This is a genomic window from Micromonospora sp. WMMD714, assembly GCF_029581315.1.
GTDB lineage: Bacteria > Actinomycetota > Actinomycetes > Mycobacteriales > Micromonosporaceae > Micromonospora > Micromonospora rifamycinica.
In genome coordinates this window covers 6,926,418-6,942,258 of sequence record NZ_CP120744.1, presented here as the reverse complement: position 1 = coordinate 6,942,258, position 15,841 = coordinate 6,926,418, and the positions used below count along the sequence as shown (strand labels likewise).

Annotated in this window: 11 protein-coding genes; 5 read left to right on the top strand and 6 right to left on the bottom strand. The window is 74.3% G+C overall.

All coding sequences use genetic code 11. The annotated features are described in order from the left end of the window. Positions 1 to 16: 16 nt before the first annotated feature. A complete protein-coding gene (locus tag O7625_RS29500) occupies positions 17 to 1,822 on the bottom strand; it encodes an SAM-dependent methyltransferase (RefSeq protein WP_282343183.1) in 1,806 nt (601 codons plus the stop codon). Positions 1,823 to 2,229: 407 nt separating this feature from the next. Here O7625_RS29500 and O7625_RS29495 point away from each other — a divergent pair, with 407 nt between their 5' ends. After that, positions 2,230 to 2,859, top strand: coding sequence for an XRE family transcriptional regulator (locus O7625_RS29495; RefSeq protein WP_282347137.1), 630 nt, complete (start codon positions 2,230 to 2,232; stop codon positions 2,857 to 2,859). A gap of 50 nt (positions 2,860 to 2,909) precedes the next feature. Here the strand turns inward: O7625_RS29495 and O7625_RS29490 are convergent, their stop codons facing one another. After that, positions 2,910 to 4,844 carry a hypothetical protein gene (locus tag O7625_RS29490; protein ID WP_282343181.1) on the bottom strand — a complete coding sequence of 645 codons (1,935 nt, stop codon included), beginning with the start codon at positions 4,842 to 4,844 and terminating at the stop codon, positions 2,910 to 2,912. Positions 4,845 to 4,888: 44 nt separating this feature from the next. On the opposite strand from O7625_RS29490, the gene mptB (O7625_RS29485) reads away from it, so the two are divergent. Together mptB (O7625_RS29485) and mptB (O7625_RS29480) are read left to right on the top strand one after the other, a co-directional pair. Next, on the top strand, positions 4,889 to 6,322 hold the full coding sequence (mptB, locus tag O7625_RS29485; protein ID WP_282347136.1) for a polyprenol phosphomannose-dependent alpha 1,6 mannosyltransferase MptB: 1,434 nt from the start codon (positions 4,889 to 4,891) through the stop codon (positions 6,320 to 6,322). Between the two features lie 11 nt (positions 6,323 to 6,333). Continuing rightward, positions 6,334 to 7,857, top strand: a complete 1,524-nt coding sequence (mptB, locus tag O7625_RS29480; protein ID WP_282343179.1) for a polyprenol phosphomannose-dependent alpha 1,6 mannosyltransferase MptB — start codon at positions 6,334 to 6,336, stop codon at positions 7,855 to 7,857. A 15-nt stretch (positions 7,858 to 7,872) separates the two neighbouring features. On the opposite strand, the gene glnA is transcribed toward mptB (O7625_RS29480), so the two are convergent. Then, the gene (glnA, locus tag O7625_RS29475) at positions 7,873 to 9,297 is read right to left on the bottom strand and encodes a type I glutamate--ammonia ligase (protein WP_067313152.1); all 1,425 of its coding nucleotides are present in this window, start codon (positions 9,295 to 9,297) and stop codon (positions 7,873 to 7,875) included. 343 nt (positions 9,298 to 9,640) lie between these two features. On the opposite strand from glnA, the gene O7625_RS29470 reads away from it, so the two are divergent. Next, the gene (locus O7625_RS29470) at positions 9,641 to 10,024 is read left to right on the top strand and encodes an RDD family protein (RefSeq protein ID WP_282347135.1); all 384 of its coding nucleotides are present in this window, start codon (positions 9,641 to 9,643) and stop codon (positions 10,022 to 10,024) included. A 266-nt stretch (positions 10,025 to 10,290) separates the two neighbouring features. On the opposite strand, the gene O7625_RS29465 is transcribed toward O7625_RS29470, so the two are convergent. The 3 genes from O7625_RS29465 to lipA all read right to left on the bottom strand — a co-directional run bounded on the left by O7625_RS29465 (position 10,291) and on the right by lipA (position 13,949). Continuing rightward, entirely contained in the window at positions 10,291 to 10,980 is a 690-nt protein-coding gene (locus tag O7625_RS29465; protein WP_282343177.1) for a DUF4191 domain-containing protein, read from the bottom strand. A 145-nt stretch (positions 10,981 to 11,125) separates the two neighbouring features. After that, complete coding sequence (locus O7625_RS29460) at positions 11,126 to 12,652, bottom strand: NAD(P)/FAD-dependent oxidoreductase (protein WP_282343175.1); 1,527 nt, start codon at positions 12,650 to 12,652, stop codon at positions 11,126 to 11,128. 274 nt (positions 12,653 to 12,926) lie between these two features. Beyond that, positions 12,927 to 13,949, bottom strand: coding sequence for a lipoyl synthase (lipA, locus tag O7625_RS29455; protein ID WP_282347134.1), 1,023 nt, complete (start codon positions 13,947 to 13,949; stop codon positions 12,927 to 12,929). A gap of 386 nt (positions 13,950 to 14,335) precedes the next feature. Here lipA and aspS point away from each other — a divergent pair, with 386 nt between their 5' ends. Beyond that, entirely contained in the window at positions 14,336 to 15,622 is a 1,287-nt protein-coding gene (gene aspS, locus O7625_RS29450; RefSeq protein WP_282343174.1) for an aspartate--tRNA(Asn) ligase, read from the top strand. The last annotated feature ends 219 nt before the right edge of the window (positions 15,623 to 15,841 follow it).

The following is a 15,841-nucleotide window of genomic DNA, read 5'->3' as shown; positions in this document are numbered from 1 at the left end:
CGCCGGTGCGGGTCCGTCACCGGCGGCGGAGCAGCACCAGGTGGTCGACCAGGGTGGCGGTCTCGCCCTGCGGGCCGGTGGCCTGTCGCTGCGGCGCGTCCAGCCGTTCGACGTGCCATCCGTCCGGGTCGAGATCGAGGTCGGCCAGGGTCTCCTGCGGGGTGGGGAAGCGCAGGTGGCGGTGCTCGGGGTCGCCCCAGGGCGGCACCGAGCCGTGCTCGACCACGAGCAGCCGCCCGCCGGGTGCCACCGCCCGGGCCGCGGCCCGCAGCACCTCGGTCCGGGGGAAGTCCAGGGGCGACTGGAGGAACTGCGCGGAGACCAGGTCGAACACGCCGGCCGGGAAGGTCCGGGCCAGGTCGTGTCGCCGGAACTCGACCCGGGCCGTCACCCCGGCGGCCGCCACGGCGGCGGCCGACCGCTCCAGGGCGGCGGTGGAGACGTCGACGGCGGTCACCCGCCAGCCCTGCCGGGCCAGCCAGACCGCGTCGCCGCCCTCTCCGCAGCCCAGGTCGAGGGCGGTTCCGGCGGGCAGCTCCCCGACGACGTCGACCAGGTGCGGATTGGGCCGCCCGCTCCACTGCCGCTCCCGGCCCTGGTACAGCTCGTCCCAGTGCCCGGCGGTCGCCTCGTCGACCGCCGGGTCGCCGTCGGCACCCGCCCCGACCGGGACGACCGCCGGAAGCCCGGCCCCGGGAGCCGGGTCGGCCGCCGGCACCCCGGCGGCCGGGCCGGTGGCCGGGCCGGTGGCCGTGGCCGCCCGGCGGGCGGCCACCGCGCGGGTGGTGTCCTCGTCGATCAGGTCGGCGTTGACCGCGGCGGCGGCCTTCAGGCCCGCCGCGGCGGCGGCGATCACGGTGGCCTGCGGGTCGGTGACGTTGCCGGCCGCCCACACCCCGGGCACCCCGGTCGCGCCGCTGGCGTCGGTGGCGAGCCGGTTGCCGAGAACGTGCCCGCCGAGCCCGAAGTCCTCGGAGGTCAGTCCGAGCCCGGTGAGGAAGGCGGCCCGGGCGTGGAACGCGGGGGCCACCACCAGCGCCTCCCGGGGCACCACCCGGCCGGAGTGCAGCCGTAGGCCGGTCAGCCGGTCGGCATCGACCTCCACCGCCGCGACCTCGCCGTCGACCACGGCGACACCCCGGGCGGCGAGCTTCTCCGCGTCGTCGGCGGGCAGCGGGCCGGCGGTGTGCGTGAAGACCACCACGTCGTCGGTGAGTTGCCGGAACAGCAGCGCCTGGTGGGCGGCGAACGGCCCGGTGGCGAGCACCCCGACGGCCCGGTCCCGGACCTCCCAGCCGTGGCAGTACGGGCAGTGCAGCACGTCCCGCCCCCACCGGTCGGCCAGGCCCGGCACCTCGGGCAGCTCGTCGACCAGGCCGGTGGTGACCAGCAACCGCCGGGCGTGCAGCGTACGGCCGTCGGCCAGGGTGACCGCGAACCGTGCCGGCCCGGCGTCGCCGGCCCGGTCCGGGGCGTCGTTCGGGTCGGCTGCGTCGTTCGGGTCGGCCGGGTCGGCTGCGTCAGCCGGGTGGGCTGCGTCGGCCGGGTGGGCTGCGTCGGCCGGGTGGGCTGCGGTGACCGTGCCGTCGAGGACGGTGACGCCGTAGCGGGCCACCTCGGCGCGGCCCGTCGCGTACAGCTCGGCGGGCGGCACGCCCTCGTTGGTCAGAAAATTGTGCACGCGATCGGCGGGGGCGTTGCGCGGTGCGCCGCCGTCCACCACCACGACGTCGCGGCGGAACCGGCCCAGGGCGAGCGCGCCGCTGAGCCCGGCCGCGCCGCCGCCGATCACCACCACGTCGTGTACCACCGGGTACGTCATGATCGTTGCCTCCTCGCGGGTGGGTCCGTCCCACCGACGCCCCGGATCGTCCCCCGGGATCGCCGAACTGCCAAACATCGTTGCCGGAATGGCAAACTGGTGCGGTGACCGACGAGCGCACCGAGCAGGAAGCCCAGCCCCGGTCGGCGGCCGGACCCGGCAGCTCACGGTCGGGCGATGGCCCCGGGCCGGACCGGGCCTCGCGGGTGGGTGGCGGCTCCGGGCCGGACCGGAACCGGCGGGCGGGTCGCGGAGCCGGGCCGGGCCGGGACTCGCGGGTGGGTGGCGGACCAGAGCCGGACCAGGGCTCGCGGGTGGGTGGCGGTGCCGGGCCGGAGCAGGGTGCCGGGGCGGGGCCGGGACGGTGGACCGTCCCGGACGGGACGCAGGCCACCGACCCCGAGGAGGTGCTGACCGCCGTGGGGCCGCGGCTGCGGGCGCTGCGCCAGCAGCGCGGCGTGACGCTGAGTCAGCTCGGAGCGGGGACCGGGATCTCGGTCAGCACGCTGTCCCGGCTGGAGTCGGGCGGCCGGCGGCCCACCCTGGAACTCCTGCTCGCCCTGGCCCGCTTCCACCGGGTGCCGCTGGACGACCTGGTCGGCACGCCGCAGATCGGGGATCCCCGGGTGCACCGCCGGCCGGTGCTCCGGCACGGGGTCACCATCGTGCCGTTGAGCCGACGTCCGGGCGGTGTGCAGGCGTACAAGATGATGTATCCGCCCGGGGTGCCGGTGGGGGAGCCGAGCCAGCAGGTGCACGAGGGCTACGAGTGGCTCTACGTGCTCTCCGGCCGGGTCCGGCTGCTGCTCGGCGGTCACGACCTCACCCTCGACGCCGGTGAGGTGGCCGAGTTCGACACCCGTACCCCGCACTGGTTCGGCAACCCGTTCGACGCTCCCGCCGAGCTGCTCAGCCTCTTCGGGCCGCAGGGAGAGCGCCTCCACGTCCGCGCCCGCCCCGCCACCCCACCCGCTACCCCACCTCCCACCCCACCCCACCCTCCACCTCCCACCTCACCCCCCGCCCTGCCGCGTTGATCAAGAGGTTTGCGTCGTGCTGCTGCGGATCCCTGACCTGAACCTCTTGATCAACGCGGCGATGCGGCGGTGGTGGTGAGGGTCCAGGTGCCGGGGGTGGGGACCGTGAGGAGGGTCCAGGGGCCGTCAGGGGTGATCGTGGCGGGGGGTGAGGCGGTCAGCCAGCGGGTGTGGCGGATGCGGATCAGGACCTGGGCGGCGGCTGTGGTGCGGAGGGTCAGTGTGGCGGCGTCCTGGCGGACCAGCACCCCGGGCGGGGCGACCAGGGGCGTCGGGTCGGTCACCGCGTACAACCGCCAGTGCCGGTCCGACCAGACCTCGGTCAGGTACGGCAACCCCGCCCCGACCAGCTCCGCCTCGGCCCGGCCCACCCAGGACAGCGGCGCGTCGGGGACGGCGACGTACTGCACGGCGTACTCGTCCAGCCAGGCCCGGTAGCTGTCGGCGGTCAGCGGCACACCGGTACCGCTCGCCCCCGGGACGGTGGTGAAGAAGAGCGGGTTGCGGCCGATGTCGACCTGCCGCAGCCAGCCCCGGGCCAGCGGCACCTCGCCCAGCTGCGCGGCCTCCCAGTAGTTGCGGGTCGGCGGCACCTCCACCCGACCGGTGAGCCCGCGCCGGCCCAGCTCGGCGGCGAGCGGGGCGAAGTAGCTCCGGTCGGCGGTCGGATCGTCGGCGCTGCGCAGGTCGGCGGCGACCACCGGCGGCAGCCACCAGCACACCACCGCCAACAGCGCGGTCAACGCCACCGCGCCGGTCCACCAGCCCCGGGCGCGTCCCGCCCGCCCGGTCCCCGGGACCTGCCCGGACCCTGACGCCGCGTCGGTCGGCGGGACCGACGGGGTGGCCAAGGGGACCGACGGGGTGGCCGGGGGGAGCGGCAGGTCGGTCGCGCCGGTCGGGGTGGTCGCGCCGGTCGGCGGGACCGGTGGGGTGGTGTCGCCGGATCCGGGGCCCGCGCGGCGGGGCAGCCGGGCGGTGAGCCAGCCGGGTGGCCGGGCGGCGGCGGCCAGCACCGGCAGCGCGAACATCGTCACCAGCCGGGTCGCGTTCAGCCCGACCGGGGTGTGCACCAGCGCCGCCGCCAGCACCCCGGCCGCCGCCAGCACCGCCGCCACCCGCACCGGCCGGTACGCCACCAGCGCCGCCACCAGCAGGCTGACGGTGACCGACCGCAGGGTGTCGGTGCGGCTGATGTTCATCCAGCCGCCCTCGCCGAACAGCAGCCCGGTGACCGCGAGCGGCACCGCCGCCGCGCCGCCGAGCAGCAAGCCGTCGGCGTACCGGCGGTCGACCAGCAACGCCGCCCCGACCAGGCCGACGAACAGCCCCGCCACCGGGCTGGTCGCCGAGGCGGCCAGCGCGCCGAGCACCACCAGGACCGGCCTGACCCGCCGCCAGCCCGGACCGGCCACCCGGCTTGCGCCGGGACCGGCGGCCCGACGTCTGCCCGGATCGGCGGCCTGCGGTCCCCCGGGACCGGCGGTCCGACGTCCACCCGGATCGGGCGTTCGACGCGCGCTCCGGTCGGCCGGCGGCGTCCCGGCTGGGGCGTCGGCCGTCGGCAGGGTCAGGGCGAGCAGGGCGACCAGCCCGAACGCCACCCCGAGGGCGTAGGTGACCCGGCCGGAGACCAGGTTGCCGGTGATCGTGAGCACCCCGACCAGGCTGCCGAGCAGCGGCCGGGGCACCCCGGTCCACACCAGCAGGGCGGCGAACGCGGCGGCCGAGCCGACCAGTGCCAACGCGCCCGTCGGCCGTACCCCGAGAGTCGCCATCAGCGGCGGCGAGACCAGGCTGTAGCCGAACGGCTGGATGCCGGCGTACCAGCGCAGGTCGACCAGGGCGAAGCCGTGCGCGGCGAAGAAGTCGGCGCGGGCCACCTGGGCGGACAGGTCCGAGCCCAGCCGGGGCAGCGCCAGCCACACCCCGGCGAGCAGGACGGCGAAACCGGTGGCCGACCCCACCACCCTGTTGCCCCGCATGCCCACCTCCGGTCCGCGATCACGCTACTGGCAGCATGACGGACGTGCCTCACCACCTGTCCCGCTGGCTCGGTCTGTCCGGTTCGGTGCTGCTCGCCGTCGCCGCGTACCTCGGGGGCGCGCTGCCGGGGTCGGAGCTGCGCCCCACCCCGGTCACCATCTGGCAGAGCCGGCACGGGCCGCTCGTCCTGGCCCTCTGGCTGGTCGGCACCGGGCTACTCGCCTGGGCGTGGTGGAGCCTGCGCGACCGGGTGCCGTCGGCCCGGTGGGCACTGGTCACCGCCGGGCTCTGGGTGCTGCCGCTGCTGTTCGCGCCGCCGCTGGGCAGCCGGGACGTGTACGCGTACGCCTGTCAGGGGGCCAGCTACGCGGCGGGGATCAACCCGTACGAGCAGGGGGTGTCGGCGCTGCCCTGCCCCTGGATCGACACCATCTCCTACATCTGGCGGGACACCCCGGCACCGTACGGGCCGCTCTTCGTGCTGCTCGCCGGGGCGATCGTCCGGGCCACCGGGTCACTCGACACCGACACCGCGCTGGCCGTGAACATCGCCCTGTTCCGGGTGCTCGCGGTGCTCGGGGTGGCGACGGCCGCGGCCTGCCTGCCGGTGCTGGCCCGGCGCTGCGGGGTGCCGGTGGGCCGGGCGCTCTGGCTGGCGCTGGCCTCCCCACTGGTCGGTGTGCACCTGATCTCCGGGGCGCACAACGACGCGCTGATGATCGGCCTGCTGGCCGCCGGGCTGGCCGTGGTGGCGGCCAACCCGGGGCGGCGCTGGCCGCTGCTGGCCGGCGGGGTGCTGCTCGGCCTGGCCGGCGCGGTGAAGGTGACCGCCCTGGTGGTGGTGCCGTTCGCGGTGCTGGCCGCGCTGGTCGGGCCGTACCGGATCCGGGCGCTGTGGCGCGACGGCCTGCCGGTCGCCGGCGGCGCGCTGGTCGCGGTGGTCGGCGCGACCCTGGCGGCTGGCCTGGACCTCGGCTGGATCGCCGGCCTGGAACAGGGTGGCCTGGTGATCGCCTGGACGTCGCCGCCGACCGCGGTCGGGCAGACCGTCGGCTACGTCGCGGCGCTGTTCGGCGCGGACGTCGACGCGCTGCCGGTGACCCGGACGATCGGCATGGTGGTGCTGGCGGTGCTGCTGGTCTGGCTGTGGTGGCGGGCCCGCACCCGGGATCCGCTCTGGCACGCCGGCCTGGCCCTGGCCGCGACGGTGGCCCTCGCACCGCTGTTCCACCCCTGGTACTGGCTCTGGCCGATGGCGGTGCTCGCCGCGACGACCCACCGCGCCACCCGGTGGTTCGCGCTGGTGGCGTTGATCTCGGCGTTCCTGGTGCTGCCCGACGGCACCGGGCTGCCCCGGTTCACCAAGATGCCCGGAGCCCCGCTGATGACGCTGTTGGTGATCGTGGTGGCCGTCCGGTTGGTACGGTCGGCTCGGGCGGCCCGGCGGCCCGCCACCGCCGTTTCGACCGCCGACTGAGGAGATGGCCGGTGACCGGACCGGGCGGGGTACGCGTGGCGCGCTACCTCGGGTTGACCGGAGCGGTGCTGCTCGCGGTGGCCGGCTGGCTGGGCGGGGTGCTGCCCACGGTGCCGCCGACCGGCCCGTGGCGGGCGCCGCACGGCCCCGTGGCGGTGTCGTGCTGGCTGGTCGGGACGGCGCTGATGGTGGCCGCCTGGTGGGCGTTGCGCGCCGGTGCCCCGTCGACCCGGTGGGCGTACGCCACCGCCGGGCTCTGGTCGCTGCCGCTGCTGGTCACCCCGCCGCTGGCCAGCCGGGACGTCTACTCGTACGCCTGCCAGGGCTGGTCGTACGCGGCCGGCCACGACCCGTACCGGGTGGGGGTGGCGGTGGCCGGCTGCCCGTGGGTGGAATCGGTCGCGCCGATCTGGCGGGACACCCCGGCCCCGTACGGCCCGGCCTTCGTGCTACTGGCCGCGCTGGCCGCCGGGCTCGGCGGCACCCTGGTCGGCACCCTGGTCGTGCTGCGGCTGTACGCGGTGGCCGGGGTGCTGCTGGTGGCGCTCTGCCTGCCCGGCCTGGCCCGCGCCGCCGGGGTGCCCACCCGCCGGGCGGCCTGGCTGGCGCTGGCCTCCCCGCTGGTCGGGGTGCACCTGGTGGCCGGCGCGCACAACGACGCGGTGATGCTCGGCCTGCTGCTGTTCGGCCTGCTGGTGCTGGTCCGCTCACCCGGGCGGGGGCGGGCGCTGCTCGTCGCCGGGGTGCTGCTGGGGCTGGCGGTGGCGGTGAAGGCGACCGCGGTGGTGGTGCTGCCCTTCGCGGCCCTGACGGCGCTGCACGGCCGGTACACCTGGCGGGGCCTGCTGCGTGACGGCGGACGGCTGGCCGGGGCGGTGCTGGTCACCCTGGCGGCGGTCTCGGCGCTGTCCGGGCTGGGGCTGGGCTGGGTGGCCGGGCTGGCCCGCAGCGGTGACTCGCAGCAGTGGACGTCGCCGCCGACGGCGGTGGGTTTCGTGGTCGACTACGTCGGCGAGCTGGCCGGTCGGCACCCGGGCGCGGTGCCGGTGACCCGGGCGGTGGGCCTGCTGGTGCTGCTGGTGCTGCTGGCGGTGCTCTGGTGGCGGGCGTGGACGGCGCTGCGCGGGCTCAACGACGTCCGGCAGCGGGTGCACCGGCTGGCCGCAGCCCGGCCCCGGGTCACCCTGCTCGCGGCGGGGCTGGCGCTCGCGGCGACGGTGCTGCTCGCCCCGGTCCTGCACCCGTGGTACGTGACCTGGCCGCTGCTGGTGCTCGCGGTGTCGGCGACCCGGACGACCTGGCTGGTGCCGCCCGCGGCGCTGGCGGCGTTCCTCACCCTGCCCGACGGCACCACTGTCGCCCGGTACAGCAAGGCGCCCGGCGCGATCGTGATGACCGCCCTGGTGGTGGCGGTGCTGGTCGGCGCGTTGCGGGGCGGGGTGGTGGCGGTGCTGGTCGGCGCGTTGCGGGGCGGCTGGACGAACGGAACGGGCCGGCGTCGCGGAGGCGACGCCGGCCCGGCCGGTGGAACGTGACCGTCGAGGTGGGCCTCAGCAGTCGAAGTACATGGCGAACTCGTGCGGGGTCGGGCGCAGGCGCACCGGGTCGACCTCGTTGGCCCGCTTCCAGCTGACCCAGGTGGAGATCAGGTCGGGCGTGAAGACGCCGCCGTCGAGCAGGTAGTCGTGGTCGGCCTCGAGGGCGTCGAGCACCTCCGGCAGCGAGCCCGGCACCTGCTTGACGTCGCCCCACTCCTCCGGCGGAAGGTCGTAGAGGTCCTTGTCGATCGGGGCCGGCGGCTCGATCTTGCTCTTGATGCCGTCCAGGCCGGCCATCATCATCGCCGAGAAGGCGAGGTACGGGTTGCTGGACGGGTCCGGCACCCGGAACTCGACCCGCTTGGCCTTGGCGCTGGCGCCGGTGACCGGGATGCGGGTGCAGGCGGAGCGGTTGCGCTGCGAGTAGACCAGGTTCACCGGGGCCTCGTAGCCGGGCACCAGCCGGCGGTACGAGTTGACCGTCGGGTTGGTGAACGCCAGCAGCGACGGCGCGTGGTGCAGCAGACCACCGATGTACCAGCGGGCCATGTCCGACAGGCCGGCGTAGCCGGTCTCGTCGTAGAACAGCGGCTCACCGTTGAGCCAGAGGCTCTGGTGGGTGTGCATGCCGGAGCCGTTGTCGCCGAAGAGCGGCTTGGGCATGAAGGTGGCGGTCTTGCCGTTGGCCCAGGCCTCGTTCTTCACGATGTACTTGAAGAGCTGGAGCTGGTCGCCGGCGTGCAGCAGGGTGGAGAACTTGTAGTTGATCTCCGACTGGCCGGCGGTGCCGACCTCGTGGTGCGAACGCTCCACGGTGAAGCCGCCGTCGACCAGGCGACGCACGATCGAGTCACGCAGGTCGGCGTAGTGGTCCACCGGCGGCACCGGGAAGTAGCCGCCCTTGTACGCGGTCTTGTAGCCGCGGTTGCCGCCGGCCTCCTCGCGCCCGCTGTTCCACGCGCCCTCGATCGAGTCGATGTAGTAGAACGACTGGTGCGCGGAGGTCTCGTGGCGGATCGAGTCGAAGATGTAGAACTCGGCCTCGGCACCGAAGTACGCGGTGTCGGCGATGCCGCTGGCGGCGAGGTAGGCCTCGGCCTTCTTGGCCACGTTGCGCGGGTCCCGGGAGTAGGCCTCACGGGTGAACGGGTCGTGGATGAAGAAGTTGAGCGCGAGGGTCTTCTGCGCGCGGAACGGGTCGATGAAGGCGGTCGCGACGTCCGGGAGCAGGAGCATGTCCGACTCGTGGATCGCCTGGAAACCGCGGATCGACGAACCGTCGAACGCGAGACCGTCGGTGAAGACGCTGTCGTCGAAGGACTCCACCGGCAGATTGAAGTGCTGCATCACGCCGGGCAGGTCACAAAAACGTACGTCGACGAACTTTACGTCCTCGTTCTTGAGGTATCGCAGGAGTTCCTCGGGATTGGCAAACACACGTCCTCCTGGCACGTCCACTCCGGTGGCTGGGCTCTGGCGACGCTATGACCGTGGGGTTGCTCGCCCGTGTCTCCAATGTTTCTGCCGTGTTACGACGCTCGCGGAGCGTCATCTGCGCCGCTCAGTACCCGCCGGGTTGTCCGTTCGGACGATACCGGCAGGAGCACTGTATCGCCATTCGCGGTGATAAGACCGAAGTTGCACAGACTGCGAGAACAGCCTGCCTGTCCACCTGGTGACCGGCCCGGCGGGCGGCAGCGGCACCCGCTGACCGCCCCGACCGACGCCGGGCCGGTGCTGACTACCCTTGACCACCGTGACGAGTCCGCCCGCGGCACCGGTGCCGCCCGCCACCGACCCCGCCTTCACCCCGCCGAGCCTCGGCCGACGGTTCGGTGCCCTGGTGATCGACTGGGTGCTCTGCCTGCTGGTGTCGAACTTCTTCGCCGACCCGGTCCGCGACGGCTGGGCCCCGGTGGCGGTGCTCGTCGTCGAGTACGGCCTCTTCCTCGGCCTCTTCGCCCAGACCCCCGGCATGTGGATCACCCGGCTGCGCTGCCTCGACTGGTCCGACGGCGGACGGATCGGGATACCCCGGGCGTTCCTGCGCGGCCTGCTCCTGGCCCTGGTGGTTCCGCCCCTGATCATGGACGAGCAACGCCGTGGCCTGCACGACCGGCTCACCGGCGCGGTCATCGCCGACGCACCCCGCCCCACCCGCTGACCACCCCCGCCTCCCGCATGGGCGCCCCCGCCCACCGCATGCTCGCCCTGCCTCCCGCATGCTCCCGCCACCGCATGATCATGAACGGTCGACCCCCGCTGCGGAGAGGACCGCGCGGGGGTCGAGCGCAGGCGCGGGACGGAGCGGGCCGGATGCGCGGGCCGTCGGCGGCAGGTGGCAGGCAGCAGGCCGGCTGCGGCTGGCAGGTGGCAGGTGGCAGGTGGCAGGTGGCAGGTGGCAGGTGGCAGGGCGGACGACGCAGTGGGTCAGCGGCCCCGCGTCTGGCGGAACGCGCGGCCCGGAGGGCGCATGTTCTTCGGGATCGCGCCCTTGGGCATCTGCGGGCGGGCGGTGAGGGCCTTGAGCCGCTTGTCGAGCGAGTTGACGTCCTTGCCGTTCAGGGTGCGCGGCAGCCGCATCAGGGTCATCCGCAGCTTGCGGATCGGCAGCTCACCCTCGCCCTGGCCGATCACGTAGTCGTGCAGCGGCGCGGAGCCGATCACCTTGGCCAGCCGGCGCTTCTCCTGACCCAGCAGGCCGCGTACCCGCTGCGGGTTGCCCTCGGCGAGCAGGATCACGCCGGGCCGCCCGATCACCAGGTGCACCATGTCCATCTGGGTGGTGGAGCTGACCGCCGGGGTGACCCGCCAGTCGCCGCGCATGTTCTCCATGATCTGCGCCGCCGCCCCGGGCTGCCCCTCGGCGGCGTTCATCATCGCCTTGTTGGACCGCAGGTTGAGCACGATCAGCACGGCGAGCAGGGTGAACAGGATGCCGATCGGCAGCCAGAGCCAGCCCCAGAGGATCACCGCGACCACGGTGAGCGCGAGCGGGATCAGCACCGCTCCGGCGGCCAGCGGCGCGAACCACCGGTCCTGCTTGGCGGTGAACCGGAACACCATCCCGATCTGCTTCAGCCGCTGGCCGAACGAGACCTTCTCCTGGGGCTTTGCCATGCCGCGAGTCTAGTGGTCCCCGCCAGGACGGATGATCCCCGGCCGGCGGTCGGCGGCGGGCCGGGGCGTCCCGGGTGGCGGGACCACCGCGAGCGGGGTCGATCCCCGGCCGGGCCGGAACGGACCCGGCCGGTTCCGCCGGTGTTCAGCTGGCGGGCGAGCGGTCCCCGGCCGGCGGCGCGGTGCGCGGGCGGGGCACGACCGGGGCGGCCCGACCGGTGCCGCCCTGCCCCGTGCCGCCATGGCCGGCGCTGTCGGCGCCGCCCTCCTCGTGGTAGTCCTCCTCGACGTTGACCGCCCAGACGTCGTGGTCGGTGCCGTCCAGGATGTTCTCGGCGGCCAGCATCGCGGTGAGCATCGAGTGGTCCTGGTTGTTGTACCGGTGCATGCCGTTGCGGCCCACCGGGTGCACGTTCGGCACCGCCTCGGCGAGCCAGCGGCGGATCACCTCGACCGCCTCGGCGTACCCCTCGTCGTAGACCGGGTAGGCCTTCGGCATCCGCACCACGTAGCCGGTGGTGACCGAGCCGGGGCGGACCAGGCCGAGCCGCTCCAGCTCGGCGGTGCCGAAGGCGACCAGCTCCGGGTCGGGCGTCGACCACAGCTCGTCACCCTCGTTGACGAAGTACTCCAGGCCGAGGCAGGTGCCGCCGTCGCGGACCATCTCCGGCGACCAGGCGCCGTAGTTCTGGATCCGGCCGACCTGCACCCCGGGGGTGTGCACGTAGATCCAGTTGTCGGGGAAACCGGCCTCGGCCGGCACCACCAGGGCCACGGTCAGGAAGTCCCGGTGCAGCAGCGCGTCGGCGGCCTCGCGCACCTCCGCCGGGGCGGGCGGGTCCATCGCCCGCACCAGGGCCGAGATCGGCATGGTGGAGACCACGTGGTCGGCGGCGATCCGCCGTTCGCCGGTCGGGCCGGCGACGGTCACCGCGACCGCCCGGCCGTCCGCGCGGTGCACGGTGTGCACCGCGGTCTCCAACTCGACCGTCCCACCGCCCTTGACCACCAGCTCGGCGCAGCGCTCCCACATCATCCCCGGGCCGAGCCGGGGGTAGCGAAACTCCTCGATCAGGCTGGTCACCTCGGTGCCGCCGCGCTGGGGCAGCAGCGCGCCGCGGATCGCCGCGCCGAGGGACAGGTTGCGGATCCGCTGGGCCGCCCAGTCCGCCTGCAGCTCCGTCGCAGGGATGCCCCAGACCTTCTCGGTGTACGTCTTGAAGAACATCCGGTACAGCCGGGCACCGAACCGGGCGGACACCCAGCCCTCGAAGTGGCTCTGGTCGGCCGGCGGGCGGACCCGCGCCCACAGGTACGACCCGACGCACCGGCACGCCTCCCACACGCCGAGGTTCCGCAGCGCGTTGCCGGCCCGCAGCGGGTAGTCGAACAGCCGGCCCTGGTAGTGGATCCGGCTCATCCGGGGGCGCAGCAGGAAGTCGTCCTCGGGGAGCACCTCGTGCCAGAACGCCTCGACCCGGGACACCTTGGTGAAGAACCGGTGCCCGCCGATGTCGAAGCGCCAGCCCTCCCGCTCGACGGTGCGGCTGATCCCGCCCACCACGTCGTCGGCCTCCACCACCTCGACCGGGGCGTGTCTGCGGGTCAACTCGTACGCGGCGGTGAGACCGGCGGGGCCGGCGCCGATGACAACCGTGTGCGGCTGCGCCATCAAAGACACCACCATCGATGAGTTAGGGGTCGGGGCTGGCGGAATCTAACACGATCTCGCCCTGCTCGGGGAGGGTCGTCGAATCGTCGCCGAGCTGCCGCCCAGCACCCCTTGCGGGTGTGGCCGAGGTCTGGAAAGATCGACATATCCGAATGCCCGGCGATCGTCGCGGTGGCCGACGGAGTCGTGCGGGCGTACCCCGGTGGCGTCCCGGGCCGGCCGACGGCACCGAGGCACCGTCAGCCGAAGCCGATCGAGGCGTTCCGGCGGGCCGTCAGCCGACGGTGACCGAGGCGTCCTGGCGGGCGGTCAGGGCCTGCTGGTAGAGCCGCCCCGCGCGGTACGACGAACGCACCAGCGGCCCGCTCATCACCCCGGCGAAGCCGATCTCCTCGGCCTCCTCGCGCAGCTCCACGAACTCCTCCGGCTTGACCCAGCGGGTCACCGGGTGGTGCCGGGGGGTGGGCCGCAGGTACTGGGTGATGGTGATCAGCTCGCAGCCGGCCTCATGCAGGTCACGCAGCGCCTGGGAGACCTCGGCCCGCTCCTCGCCCATGCCCAGGATCAGGTTGCTCTTGGTGACCAGGCCGTCGGCGCGGGCCTGCCGGATCACGTCGAGCGAGCGCTCGTAGCGGAACGCCGGACGGATCCGCTTGAAGATCCGGGGCACCGTCTCGACGTTGTGCGCCAGCACCTCCGGCCGGGCGCCGAACACCTCGGCGAGCTGCTCGGGGACCGCGTTGAAGTCGGGGATCAGCAGCTCGACGCCGCAGCCGGAGCGCAGCGCGTGGATCTGCCGGACGGTCTCGGCGTACAACCACGCGCCGCCGTCGGGCAGGTCGTCACGGGCCACGCCGGTGATGGTGGCGTACCGCAGGCCCATGGTGGCGACCGACTCGGCGACCCGGCGGGGCTCGTCGGCGTCGAACTCGGCCGGCTTGCCGGTGTCGATCTGGCAGAAGTCGCAGCGCCGGGTGCACTGGTCGCCGCCGATGAGGAAGGTGGCCTCCCGGTCCTCCCAGCACTCGTAGATGTTGGGGCAGCCGGCCTCCTGGCAGACGGTGTGCAACCCCTCGCGCGAGACCAGCCCGCGCAGCTCGGTGTACTCCGGCCCCATCTTGGCCTTGACCTTGATCCACGGCGGTTTGCGCTCGATCGGCGTCTCGGCGTTGCGCGCCTCGATCCGCAGCATCCGTCGCCCCTCGGGGGCGACCGTCGCGGAGCGCGCTGCCTGCTGGGTCGTCGGCGCGGAGTGCTCGATCGTCACGAAAACGAGCCTACGCCCGACGGCGGCGATCGATACACGTCGGGCGACCGGCGTCACGTCCCGGGCCTTGTGACACCGGACACCGGCCGGCCGAAAAAGCCCGTTACAGGCCGCCCGGTCGGGTGCTAGCGTGCCGGCAGAGCTGTGACGGAGCCGAGTACCGCCCCGATCCGCCAGTGCAGAGAGCCGCCGGTTGCTGGAAGGCGGTCTGACGCCGGGGCGCGAAGACCCTCCCGAGCCGCGGGAAGAACGGCGCGTCCGCACGCCCAGTAGAGCCCGCCCGGCTGGCCCCGGTGAAAAGGCGACGAATGAGGCCCCCGCCACGGTGGGGGCGAAGGTGTGGTGGCACCGCGAGGTTCCCGCTCGCCCACACCTCCCGGGGATCGCGTTGCGATTCGATCGAGGAGGTAACCGCCGTGCAACGCATCCTGTCTTCCCACCTGTCCACCCGTGTCGGCGCGACCGTGCGGGTCGCCGGCTGGGTGCACCGCCGCCGACTGCTCAAGTCGGTGGCCTTCCTGATCGTTCGGGACGCCGCCGGCCTGACCCAGGTGGTGGTCACCGACCCGGCCGTCCGGGCCGCCGTGACGGCGCTGCCCGAGGAGACCGTGGTCGAGGTGGTCGGCACGGTCACCGCGAACGGCACCGCGCCCGCCGGGGTCGAGCTGACCGGCCCGGCGGTACGACCGCTCGGCCCACCCGCCGTGCCGCCCCCGTTCGACCTGTACCGGCCGGCGCTCACCGCGACCCTGCCCACCCAGCTCGACCACGCCCCGGTGGCGCTGCGGCACCCGAGCCGCGCGGCGGCCCTGCGGATCGCGGCGGCGGCGGTGGCCGGCTTCCGGGCCACCCTGGACGTCCGCGACTTCGTGGAGGTGCACACCCCGAAGGTGGTGGCCACGTCCACCGAGAGCGGGGCGGACGTCTTCGCCCTCGACTGGTTCGGCCGGCCCGCCTACCTGGCCCAGTCGCCGCAGTTCTACAAGCAGCTCATGGTGGGGGTCTTCGAGCGGGTCTACGAGGTGGGGCCGGTGTTCCGGGCCGAACCGCACGACACCGTCCGGCACCTGGCCCAGTACACCTCGCTCGACGTCGAGTTGGGCTTCGTCGACGACCACCGGGACGTGATGGCGGTGCTGCGGGACACCCTCGCCGGGATGCTCGCCGAGGTGGCGCGCCGGGCCGACGGCGCGGTGGCGACCCTGGGGCTGACCCTGCCCGGGGTGCCGGTCGAGATCCCGGCCGTGCACTTCACCGAGGCGCTGCGGATCGCCGGCGCACCCGCCGACGAGCCGGACCTGGCCCCCGCCCACGAGCGGACACTGAGTGAGTGGGCCCGGACCACCCACGGCTCGGACTTCCTCTTCGTCACCGGCTACCCGATGGCGAAGCGGCCCTTCTACACCCATCCCGCCCCGGCCCGGCCGGCGTACTCGAACGGTTTCGACCTGCTCTTCCGGGGGCTGGAGCTGGTCACCGGCGGGCAGCGGCTGCACCGCCACCCGGACTACCTGGCAGCGCTCGCGGCGCGCGGCGAGCCGGTCGAGCCGTACGCCGGGTACCTGGACGCGTTCCGGCACGGGATGCCGCCGCACGGCGGCTTCGCGGTCGGCCTGGAGCGCTTCGTGGCCCGGCTGGTCGGCGCGGCCAACGTCCGGGAGGTGACCGCCTTCCCGCGCGACCTGCACCGGCTGACCCCCTGAGCCGCCGAGGGTCTGCCCGGCCGGCCCATGCCGGTCTGCGCGAGGCCGGTCGGCTGACCGGTCGGGCTGGGCGGCCCTGCCGAGGATGCTGGCCTGCCTCGGCCGCCTGGTCTGCCCGCTCTGCCCGGTCTGCCCGGCCGCCTGGTCTGCCCGGCCGCCCGCGGTCGCCCGCCGGGCGTGCACTCTGGGTAGTGGCCTCGCCGATGTCACCGTTGATTG

Bases quoted from the DNA above. Each gene is read 5' to 3' on its own strand.
- O7625_RS29500 (WP_282343183.1), bottom strand. From the start codon at position 1,822: ATGACGTACCCGGTGGTACACGACGTGGTGGTGATCGGCGGCGGCGCG.
- O7625_RS29490 (WP_282343181.1), bottom strand. From the start codon at position 4,844: ATGCGGGGCAACAGGGTGGTGGGGTCGGCCACCGGTTTCGCCGTCCTG.
- O7625_RS29465 (WP_282343177.1), bottom strand. From the start codon at position 10,980: ATGGCAAAGCCCCAGGAGAAGGTCTCGTTCGGCCAGCGGCTGAAGCAG.
- O7625_RS29460 (WP_282343175.1), bottom strand. From the start codon at position 12,652: ATGGCGCAGCCGCACACGGTTGTCATCGGCGCCGGCCCCGCCGGTCTC.